The organism is Pseudomonas sp. StFLB209 (genome assembly GCF_000829415.1).
Lineage (GTDB): Bacteria > Pseudomonadota > Gammaproteobacteria > Pseudomonadales > Pseudomonadaceae > Aquipseudomonas.
This window is the reverse complement of sequence record NZ_AP014637.1, coordinates 3,246,329-3,256,899: the sequence shown is the minus strand read 5'-3', so window position 1 is coordinate 3,256,899 and position 10,571 is coordinate 3,246,329. Positions and strand designations below refer to the sequence as shown.

Annotated in this window: 8 protein-coding genes; all 8 read right to left on the bottom strand. The window is 54.1% G+C overall.

Features of this window, described 5'->3' with window-relative positions:
- Positions 1-29 precede the first annotated feature (29 nt).
- Positions 30-1,229, bottom strand: coding sequence for a glycosyltransferase (locus PSCI_RS14515; RefSeq protein ID WP_045488042.1), 1,200 nt, complete (start codon positions 1,227-1,229; stop codon positions 30-32).
- A gap of 36 nt (positions 1,230-1,265) precedes the next feature.
- A complete protein-coding gene (locus tag PSCI_RS14510) occupies positions 1,266-2,231 on the bottom strand; it encodes a hypothetical protein (protein ID WP_045488039.1) in 966 nt (321 codons plus the stop codon).
- Between the two features lie 66 nt (positions 2,232-2,297).
- Positions 2,298-5,255 (bottom strand): glycosyltransferase, encoded by a 2,958-nt coding sequence (locus PSCI_RS14505; RefSeq protein ID WP_045488036.1) that lies wholly within the window; start codon positions 5,253-5,255, stop codon positions 2,298-2,300.
- Positions 5,252-7,036: an ABC transporter ATP-binding protein gene (locus PSCI_RS28225; RefSeq protein ID WP_052483403.1), complete on the bottom strand. Its 1,785-nt coding sequence runs from the start codon at positions 7,034-7,036 to the stop codon at positions 5,252-5,254. The genes PSCI_RS14505 and PSCI_RS28225 overlap by 4 nt, the downstream gene beginning before the upstream one ends.
- On the bottom strand, positions 7,029-7,811 hold the full coding sequence (locus PSCI_RS14495; RefSeq protein WP_045488033.1) for an ABC transporter permease: 783 nt from the start codon (positions 7,809-7,811) through the stop codon (positions 7,029-7,031). Before PSCI_RS14495 ends, PSCI_RS28225 begins: the two co-directional genes overlap by 8 nt.
- A complete protein-coding gene (wecB, locus tag PSCI_RS14490) occupies positions 7,808-8,893 on the bottom strand; it encodes a non-hydrolyzing UDP-N-acetylglucosamine 2-epimerase (RefSeq protein WP_045488030.1) in 1,086 nt (361 codons plus the stop codon). The genes PSCI_RS14495 and wecB overlap by 4 nt, the downstream gene beginning before the upstream one ends.
- Positions 8,890-9,984, bottom strand: a complete 1,095-nt coding sequence (locus tag PSCI_RS14485) for a DegT/DnrJ/EryC1/StrS family aminotransferase (RefSeq protein WP_045488026.1) — start codon at positions 9,982-9,984, stop codon at positions 8,890-8,892. The genes wecB and PSCI_RS14485 overlap by 4 nt, the downstream gene beginning before the upstream one ends.
- Positions 9,981-10,565 carry an acyltransferase gene (locus PSCI_RS14480; protein ID WP_045488023.1) on the bottom strand — a complete coding sequence of 195 codons (585 nt, stop codon included), beginning with the start codon at positions 10,563-10,565 and terminating at the stop codon, positions 9,981-9,983. The genes PSCI_RS14485 and PSCI_RS14480 overlap by 4 nt, the downstream gene beginning before the upstream one ends.
- Positions 10,566-10,571: the final 6 nt, after the last annotated feature.

Below are 10,571 nucleotides of genomic sequence, written 5' to 3'. Positions count from 1 at the left end.
CAATCGACAGCCAAGCAAAGAGCGCTGGATCAGCCTGTAAATCGTTGGTAGATAGCCAGTAGCTTCTGGCCTTCTACGTCCCAATTGAGATCCTCGCGAGCAACCGCAGCGCCGCGTTTCAAAAATGCCAGGTGCGCCTCATCGGCAAAGAGCTGGTTGACACTGTCGGCAATGGCCTCAGGTGAACCAAGGTCTGCCATCACACCGTTACCGTATTGATTGGCAATATCACGAAGAAAGGGCAAGTCATTGCTGATAAAGGGAAGTTCGGCAATCGCAAATTCGAATAACTTGTTGGGACTGCAAAAGTAGTTATTCTCGTCGACGCCATGGTAAGGAATGATCCCCAGATCGGCATCACAGGTCAGCGCGTGTAACTGGTCAGACGCAACACCGCCGAAGAACAAGACACGGTGGCTAAGATTCAACTCGGCAACTTGATGCTTCAGTGCGTCTTCAAATGCGCCATAGCCCACGATCACAAAATAAATCTGATGGTCAAAACGTGCCGCTGCCTGAACAATTTTTTCAATGCCGCGATGTTCGCAAATCCAACCCTGATACAGCAGAATCCTGGCATCTGCGCTGAGACCAAAACGCTCACGCAAAGGCGAACCCGGCAACACAGGTACTCGCGCCGCAGCATTCATGATGACCTCCGGGGCCGGCACGCAATAACGATCAGCCATCAGCCTGGCGATATAAGGGTTGACCGTAATTGCCACATCCGCCTTTTTTATCAGCGCGGCTTCTTTCTTCTTGTAGCGCGCTTGAACAGCCTTGGGCAGTTGTACCTGAGCATAATATAACTCGTGGGCATCATAAATCAGGGGGACCTGGCGGGCAGTTGCCAGTTTGATCGCCGGGGCAAGCATGGGAAAGTCATGCACATGCAAAAGGTCAACCTGATACTCCATCATTCGTTCAAAAATGAAATACTCAAACGAATCAAGGGCTGCATAGCGATTGGCCCAGGCGCGAAACACACGCCATGCCTGGCGGTATATGCCAGAACCGGGCAGCCAGTGAACACGCCTGGCAATTCGTGAAAAACGCGAGTCTTGCCAGTCGAAAGCGAAACGCTCAATTCTAATACCATCATGAACATAAGATTCACGCCGCTGGCATTCAAAGCCCGCCAGCAGGATCACCTGATGCCCCTGACCGACAAGCGTTCTGGCTTCCTGCAGAATACGCCTGTCGATCATTAGATGGTCGGCGGTTGCCATGAGTATATTCATAATAGTTCGTTCAATTCACTGTATTTATTTGCAACCGGCCATATCAAGCTTGCTCGCCAGCGCGTGAGGATCATAAGTTCCGATGCCTATTTGCCCACCTACAGGCACGCCATGCCCTGCAATGCCGTTGTAGTAAAACGCTGGCGGTGAGCTGGCCTCATGAAAAGACATGCCATACTTCAAGCGATCCCACAAAATGCCAGTTCCTTTTTCAAACTCAAGCAATGGACTAGTTGAGACCTGCGTCAAATCTCCAGAAGCATTGAAACACAACGCAATCCAGTTCTTTTCGGTTTCCAGAATCAGTACAGGTTTGTTATCGATAGTCACAGCGCCCATGGTATAGAACCCGCTCGGAGCTGAATAAACCGTGCGGATATCCTGCGCGGTGTTTGCCGTAAGCAAAACTGCGGACCTGATGACGTTCGTTCCGTTGATGACACTGCTATAGACAATCAGCGCCTTGCCATTGCTCGTGACAACAACAGGATCAAGCGCATTATCGGCCAACAGCTTTTCAGGGGCTGACCACGACAAGCCATTATCACTGAATGCGTGGTAAACGGCGGTATAGCGACTAGGCTCATCACCGTCTGCAGCCGAAAAATACAGATTGAAAACAGCTTTGCCATTACGACTGGAAACGTTGACAAACGGAAAAGCATAGGCGCCTTTAAAAGGCAGCTTTGATTCATCAAAGATATTGCCTTGCCTCACAAAATTATGGCCTGTCTGCGCCACCGCCAGCTTTATGCGCCAACGTTGATCATCGCCATACGCAGAGTATAAAAGCCCTCTCGCTTCACCCAGGCTATAGACCGACGGATACTCCACATGCTCCGACTCATCCGAACCGGGACTGATTCTGATGATCGGTTCATCCTGCCAGGAAAATATCGGGTTGCCAGTGCCCCCCAAGCCGATATAACCAACCCCTGCAAACGCGACAACCAGCGCCACCAGAATTATCGGCACAGTGTACTTATTCATAACCACCTCAAAAATAGCGCAGCAAAGCCACTCTCATAGCAGCCCTGCCAACGAAACACTCCCCTCTCAAGCGGAGTGTCGAGGGTTGTCCAGTAACGTTGAATAAAGGCCAATTAACCTGTCTGCAATACGAGGTGCGGAAAACCTTAGTTCGGTCACCGCTCTAATAACACGCTCATCGAATCGATCACGATGACTGGCCATTTCCAGCATGCCTTCAGCCAGCTCTTCGACTGAAAGGCCAACAGTAAGACCCAGCAGCGGATGCGTCACAACATCTTCAGGACCTCCACAACGGGAAGTCAGCACGGGTCGACCACAACTCATGGCCTCGATCGCCACCACGCCAAATGTCTCGCTTTCACTGGAAATAACCAGAAAGTCACACTCACGGTAATAGCGCACCAGTTGCTCTCGACTCGCAGCACCGACAAACTCCACAACATCGGCGAGGCCCAGAGCGTGAACCCTCTGTTGCGCGTCATCGACCCCTTCGCCATCTCCAGCAAGCCGCAAGCGTAAATGAGGATGATCGTTGAGCGCTCGTGCGAATGCGTTGATTAATACCGGGACCCGCTTGACAGGCACAAAGTGTCCAACCCATAGCATATTGACCAACTGATCACGTTGCCTGGTCTGCGGCAGAAAAAATTCGGTGTTCACCAGGTTGGCGATAACACTTAGACGGGCAGGCGAATCAAGTCGAATCTGATTCTGGATATCACGACACAAAGCAGAACTTACGGCCACAATGGCATCAGCAGCATTCAGTGCTTTTTGCGTCATATGTTTTAGATAAGCTGTTCGCGTCAACAGATTGAAAGGGCCTGTGTGTTCGGTAATAACAAATGGCACCTTGAATTTTCTGGCCAGCCAGCGACCTGCCGTACCATCCGTATAGGCAGTATGGGAATGGACCAACTCGAAAGGAAAATCTTCCCGGATCCATTTCGCCTGGCGCATCATCCCATGGGTATAAGTGGCTGCGTGGGTTTGAAAAGGCAGCGCGCCACTCACCAGGTACGGGAAACGGATAACCGGAACGCTATCGTAGTGTTCCCAAGCGCGAATATTCTGCGCCCTATAGATACTCAATGCATGTTTTACCCGCCGCGGGTCAAGCGTATTTATCCAGAAAGGCTCGCCGCTGACGACACGAGCATCAACACCTTGTGCCCGTAACGCCTTCACTTGCTCATGAACAAAAATACCGCCCACCCGATTGGCTTGACTCGGATACATGTGGGATACAACCAACACTTTTCTATCTTTCCCGGACGCAGCCAGCCCGGTGGTTCCCAGATGGATACTCAATGCCTCAACAAGCACGTGCTGCTCATTGTTTTCAACACTCAACTCCTGAACACGGGCCAGCAGCCGAGTCTTTTTTTCTTCCAGTTCAAACCCTGCGCGCTCCTGATGTTGTGCCTGGGCATACAAATGCTCAAGCTTCAACGCAGCGCTTTCATACTGCAGCTGGAACGCCTCATTGGAGTGGCGCAGCGACTCATTTTCATTGCTCAGACGAACCTGCTCCGAGGTCAGCCGATGCTGCTCACCCAACAGAGCCTCAATCGTCTTGCACTGTTCATCAATCTGTCGCTCTTTGGCCGTCAACACCTCACTCACCTGAGAAAAACACGCTTCAATATCAGCGCGCTTGCTTTCAATCCGGTTGGCGAGTTCATTGGTTTTAATCGCCGACTGCAGAAGATCATTGAATGCTTTGTCTTTATCCTGAACCCTGACTTCGAGTTCATTACGAGCGGTTTCAAGCGACTCGGCAAGTGCTGACAACCTGGCCGAATCACCTTTTATCTGATCCATGACCGGGTCATCACCCAGGCAACAATTCACTATAGCCAGCAAGTCCTGACATTGGCTGGTCAGCTGGAAGCCTAGCTCTGCACTGGGGTGGAGAATCCGCAAGATACAACCATGAGGACCAAATGGAACAGCCGGCAATTCAAGTACCGAGTGTGTGGCATTGGTCACGGGGACATAATGCGCTCTGACATGGTCATAGATCTCAAGCGACTCGAAGTTACCGCTCGTCAACTTAAGAAAGGACGGACGCTTGGTGAGGACCAGCAGACAATAGTCCGGTTCGCTCTGGATACGGTATGCACAACTTGGGTAATTGATCGGATCAGCAAGTTCTACAACGCTGGCAAGCCGAATCCCGGGTTCGTCACCCAACCGCGTAAAACCAGGCGTGATGGTATATTTTTTATCCTGAGCATTACGCTTGAACAGCACGAGTATTTCACTGCGAGGGGGACACTCACGCAGGCCTTGCGCAACCAACATCGCTTGCAGAGATTCGAATTGCCGATAGACCCGTCGCGCTTGATCAGATTGCTCAACAGCCCCGCGCCGCGCTCTGCATTGCGGACAGACCCCATCTTCGAACGGGTAGTCCAATCCTGAAAGCTGACGGGCCAGTTTAAGCAGCTCAGGGTCTGCAAATGTCCAGCGCTCTCCGGAAAACTGGATATCAATGGCTGTAAATTCAGGGCCAAACAGGGACACCACATCGGCGACGGTATAAGCCCGTTGATGTAAATGGGCATGATAGTGGTGTCCGCAGGCAGGGCAATTGATAACCGCGCCCTCAAGCAGCTCTCGATACGGTACAGCCAGCAGAATATAGCGCGCCGATACCCGGGCGATTTCTTTCAACGCCTGGGAATAAATGACATCGGGCAGATGCTCGATGACATCGCTCGATAGCGTGAGATCAAAGTGCTTGTCAGCAAAGGGAATCGCACACAGGTCCGCAATCACGGCAGGCGCCTCAAGATGCCTGACGGCGGATTCGCTGATATCGCACCCTGTCACATCCCAACGCGGAAACAGCTTATTGGTTACAGTGCCATTACCGCATCCAGCATCGAGAATGTTCGAAACATCCTCGGGAATCAGGGCAATCAGATCATCGGCGACTGCCAGTTGCTCCGATACCGCATTACGGTTCCAAAGGTCATGCTGAGAGAAGTACAGGATCTCGGAGCGCTCGGTCATTGACTGGTCTCCTGGCTGATCCAGTCAACAGGGTGCACCACGATCCCTCTCTCCATGCGCTCATCTTCCGGAGCGACGACCCGAATACGATACATGCGGTCTTGCACATCAAGTGGTTGTGCTCCAAGGGCATGCCCTGGGGTCATACCATCGAAAATCCCTATCGAAATGACATAGTCCCCTGCCCCGATCAGCAAAGGGTCGAACCGGGCCTTGACCAGACCTGAACGGTGCTCAGGCGTAGCAGCGACGAACGGTGAAAGCACTTGGGAAATACAGCGACCATCCATACCGTATATGCAGACGATAAACGCCATGGTCGGAATATCAGCTCTGGCTCCCCATCGGATGTTGACGTCAAGGCACTTACCGAACGAAAAGATACAACGCGACACTTGCTCTTGATCGACAAAATCCACTCCGTCAATCCAGGCGCTGCCTTCACCATACTCAAATTCGGAGCGCTTGCTGGGTACCCCGGCATCGGCGTCAACAAGCACGAGCGCAGGTGCACTCAATTCAAAACGCTGGCTAATCACTTGCCCCGCTTCATCGGCAGGACTCACAGATCCAAGAGTGACGTATTCCAACCCGTCGAATATCTGCAAGTAGAGGTTTTCTCCTGCTGCCGCACCGCGATGCCTGATAGTGACCGAGTACTCAGCCAGTTCTCCAAGGCCGAGCGGAACCTTGATACTGATAGGGGCGTGCCTGAACTGGCCACCGCAATCTTTGAACTCACGAAAACCGAGACCATTAACGTCTCTTTTTGGTGGCCCCCAGTTCGTATACCCTTGGGCGGTGAGCAAATGCACACATTGGCTACGGTCATCGTCCAGAGCCTCACCGACCCGCACACGCTCGATAAGCTCTGCATGACGCTCAAGCCGGACCTCATATACGGCAAGTGGGCTCACAGGTGCCGTATCGTTGGCCGAGATCAGGCGCAGAATCGATACTCGATGCTGGTCTGAATCAGTCAGCAGCTCACTGAGTTCACCACGACTGAGCTTCAGGTTTATCGCCCTGAGACGCAGCTCTTGCTGTTTGCGAATTGACGCTGCATAAGCACGACCGATCTCGATAGGATCACCATCAGCGACGATACACCCGCGCTCGATCCAGATCGCCCGGTCACAGATCATCTGTACGGCTGACATGTCGTGAGAAACAAACAGGACCGTAGAGCCCTCGGCCGTCAAGGCGCGCATGCGCTTGGCAGACTTGCCTGCAAAGTAGGCATCACCGGCCCCCAGGATTTCGTCAATGATCAGAATTTCCGGGCGCACGGCTGTGGCCGCAGCAAACGCGAGCCGTGAGTACATACCTGAGGAGTAGGTCTTGACCGGCTTATCAATGAACTCATCGAGCTCGGCAAAATCCAGAACATCTTCCAGAAGCTTCCTGGCACGCGCACCAGTGACACCTTGATAGGCCAAAGATGACAAGACATTGGCGCGTCCGGTGAACTCAGGATGAAATCCTGTCCCAAGTTCCATCAACGCCTGGACCTTGCCCCTTACATTTAGATGTCCCTCGGTTGGCTGGATCAGGCCGGCGATCAACTTGAGCAAGGTACTCTTGCCCGCACCGTTACGCCCGATCAGGCCAACACGCTCACCGGGGTTGATCGTCAAGGTGAGGTTACGCGTTGCCCAGAACTCATCGTATGCAGAACGTGCCACCGGCAAGCCAAGCGCTTCGATCATTCGATGACGAGGCGAGCGGAAGATCCTGTACATTTTGGCGATCGAGGCCAGTTCAATAATGGGCTCAGACATGGTCGGAAAATAGCGGCTTCAAGCGAGAAAAAATAAAGCCACCCAACAGCAATGTGGCGACCGAGATGATTGTAAAAATGCCCAGCAACTCCACTTTTACATCACCGACAAATGCCGCATCGCGATACAGCATGATCAAGTAATACAAGGGGTTGGGATACATGAAGGGGATCAGCTCACTCGGGATCATTTCATGCGTGTAGGCAATGGGCGACACCAGCATCAAGAACAGAATAAGCACACCGACCACCTGGCTCAGGTCGGCAACGAACACATTAATGGCTGACAATATCCATATCAGGCCGATGGTGAACATGATCTGCAGAACCAGTATGAGTGGAATCAAAAACTGGCTGCTGTGCACAATTCCGCGGTACCACAAGATACACAGCAACATAAGCAGCCCGACCAGCATGGTCACGCTACTGGCCAGAACCGCTTTTACGGGAATCAACTCGATCGGGAACAAGGTATTCTTGATGAGCCCTTTGTTACCCAGCACCGATCCGACACCGCTGCCCAAGGCTTCAGCGAAACCGAGAAAAGGAACAAGGCCACAGAAGATCAGCAGGACATAGTCAAACGTCCCGAAATGGGCAACGCGCACCTTGTAAATCATGGTGTAAACGACCGCATACAACCCGAGAAACAGTAACGGATAGATGATGATCCATGCAGCACCGAAGACCGTGCCGATAAACCGGCTGCGAATATCCGTTACTGTCGTCGCCCATAGAACATGCTGATGATGCCAGATCATGAATATCGGATTCATGGTGCGGTACACCTCAGACTCGAAACAATCAGCTCGGCAGCACGCCCCTCACCATAAACATGGGTGCATTCCTGAGGCATCGTGGAGTTTTCGGCGGCCATGACAATGGCTTCGCGATGCGCGCCGACCAATTGGTTGAATCCGAGCTGCACCGTTTCGACCCATTCGGTCTCATCACGCAGGGTGATACAAGGTACACCGCAGAAATAAGCCTCTTTCTGCATCCCTCCTGAGTCGGTAAGAATGACTTTGGCCGACAGCTCAAGTGCAAGCATGTCCAGAAAAGGCAGTGGTTCGATTACATGCAGCGATTTCAGGAGGTCTGTCAAACCGTGATGCTGCAACATCTTGCGAGTGCGGGGATGCAACGGCAATACCACTGGCATTTGCTGCGCAATGTCGCAAAACGCAGCCATGATCTCACCCAAACGCCGAGGGTCGTCGGTATTTTCGGCCCTATGGCACGTGGCCAGGGCATACTGGCCTGGATCTACACGCAGTTGTGCAAGAATCCGACTTTGTGATTTCGCCCGCTCCCGGTAATAGAGGGCAACGTCGAACATCACGTCGCCCACGTTGTGTACGCCTTGCTCAATGCCTTCACGCTGCAGGTTTTCAACGGCGCCTTGAGTGGGACACAACAACAGACGCGAGGCCCGATCGGCAAGAATCCGGTTGATTTCTTCGGGCATGTGCATATTGAAAGAGCGTAAACCGGCCTCGACATGCGCTACCGGGATATGCAGTTTGACAGCAGCCAATGCGCCGGCCAGCGTGGAGTTGGTGTCGCCGTAGATCAGCACCCAGTCCGGTTGCTCATCGACCAGGATGCGCTCGATGCCTTCGAGCATACGGCCGGTCATTGCTCCATGGCTGCCCCCGCCGATTTCCAGGTTGTAGCGCGGCGCCGGGATGTGTAGCTCGTCGAAAAACACCTGGGACATGTTGGGATCGTAGTGCTGGCCGGTATGCACCATCACTTCTTCGACCTGCCCTGGGTGGCGGATAATCTCTCGGGATACGGCCGCCGCCTTGATGAATTGCGGACGTGCGCCAACGATGGTGAGGACTTTGCAGGTCATGGGCAAACACTCGTTTTCAGTGCCGTGACAATCGACACCTGGACCGACTCTTCCAGATAGGGATGCATCGGCAGGCTCAGGATCTCTTTGGCCAACTGATCGCCGACCGGGAGGTGCGCCGCAGGATCGGCCACCGCAGGCTGGCGGTTCAGCGGTATCGGGTAATGCACGGCCGTCGGTATGCCAGCCTGTATGAGGGTCTGCTGGACCCTTTCACGGTCGGCGACCCGCACCGTGTATTGCGCCCAGGCGCTGGTATTGCCAGCAGCCAGCACTGGCGCGCCATCGACGCCGTGGGCCTGCAATAACGTGCTGTAGCGTTCGGCGACCACCTGGCGCAACTCAAGCTCTTGGTGAAATATCTCCAGCTTGGATAACAGGATCGCTGCTTGCAGGGTGTCAAGCCGGCTGTTCACGCCCACCCGGATGTGGTGGTAACGCAGCTTTTGACCATGCCGGGCAATCTGCCGCACTAGCGCAGCCAACTCGTCATCATCCGTAAACAAGGCGCCGCCATCGCCATAACAGCCAAGCGGCTTGCTCGGGAAAAAACTGGTGCAGGCGATACGGGTCAGCCCACAGGAGCGACGTCCCCTGTAGGTCGCGCCAAAGCTCTGCGCCGCATCCTCGATGACCGTGATGCCATGTTTTGCGGCGATGGCATTGATACGCTCCAGGTCTGCGCACTGGCCAAACAGGGACACCGGGATGATGGCCTTGGTACGCGGCGTAATGAGCGCCTCAAGCGTTGCAGGATCGAGGTTGCAGGTGTACAGGTCGATATCTGCATAGACCGGCCTGGCGCCCAGCAATGCAACGGTTTCAGCGGTCGCGATGTAGGTAAAGCCAGGGGTGATCACTTCATCGCCCGGGCCGACCCCGATAGCCATCAGGGCGATCTGCAGGGCGTCGGTGCCATTGGCCACACTGATGCAGTGCCTGACACCGACAAACATGGCCAGCTTCTCTTCCAGCTCGGCCACTTCCGGGCCAAGGATGTACTGACCATGCGCCAGAACCCGCGCAATGCCTGCATCAATTCGGTCTTTGAGGCGTGCCTGCTGGGTCTTGAGGTCGATGAACTCGATCATGCTTCAGGCTCCTTGTTCAGTAGCCTGCCCCGCAGGCGGTAAGTGGCACCGCTGTGTTCACAGCGGGCCAGGCCTTGACCCTCCAGAGGCAACCCCAGTGGCTCGCCAAACTCGCTCATCCAGCCGATCTGCCGGCCTGGAACGCCAACGATCAAGGCATAGGCCGGGACATCGCGATTGACCAGTGCACCGGCCCCGACAAAGGCAAACTCGCCGATGCTCACCCCACAGACGATGGTGCAGTTGGCCCCCAGGGTCGCGCCCTTGCCGACCTGGGTGCTGCGGTACTCGGCCTTGCGCTCGATCAGCGAGCGCGGGTTATAGACATTGGTAAAGACCATGCTCGGGCCACAGAACACACCATCGCCCAGGGTGACGTTGTCGTAGACCGAGACGTTGTTCTGGATCTTGACCTGGTCGCCGATCAGCACCTGGTTGCCGACAAATACGTTCTGCCCAAGCGAACAGTGCTTGCCGATCCGTGCGCCCGCACACACATGCACGAAGTGCCAGATGCGCGTGCCCTCTCCGATCTGTGCGCCATCGTCGACAATGGCGCTGCAATGAACCTCGATAGCCATCACGAC

What these genes read in the sequence shown, in the direction of transcription:
- PSCI_RS14515 (WP_045488042.1), bottom strand. Translation starts at nt 1,229, where the DNA reads ATGGCAACCGCCGACCATCTAATGATCGACAGGCGTATTCTGCAGGAA.
- PSCI_RS14510 (WP_045488039.1), bottom strand. Translation starts at nt 2,231, where the DNA reads ATGAATAAGTACACTGTGCCGATAATTCTGGTGGCGCTGGTTGTCGCG.
- PSCI_RS14505 (WP_045488036.1), bottom strand. Translation starts at nt 5,255, where the DNA reads ATGACCGAGCGCTCCGAGATCCTGTACTTCTCTCAGCATGACCTTTGG.
- PSCI_RS28225 (WP_052483403.1), bottom strand. Translation starts at nt 7,036, where the DNA reads ATGTCTGAGCCCATTATTGAACTGGCCTCGATCGCCAAAATGTACAGG.
- PSCI_RS14495 (WP_045488033.1), bottom strand. Translation starts at nt 7,811, where the DNA reads ATGAATCCGATATTCATGATCTGGCATCATCAGCATGTTCTATGGGCG.
- wecB (WP_045488030.1), bottom strand. Translation starts at nt 8,893, where the DNA reads ATGACCTGCAAAGTCCTCACCATCGTTGGCGCACGTCCGCAATTCATC.
- PSCI_RS14485 (WP_045488026.1), bottom strand. Translation starts at nt 9,984, where the DNA reads ATGATCGAGTTCATCGACCTCAAGACCCAGCAGGCACGCCTCAAAGAC.
- PSCI_RS14480 (WP_045488023.1), bottom strand. Translation starts at nt 10,565, where the DNA reads ATGGCTATCGAGGTTCATTGCAGCGCCATTGTCGACGATGGCGCACAG.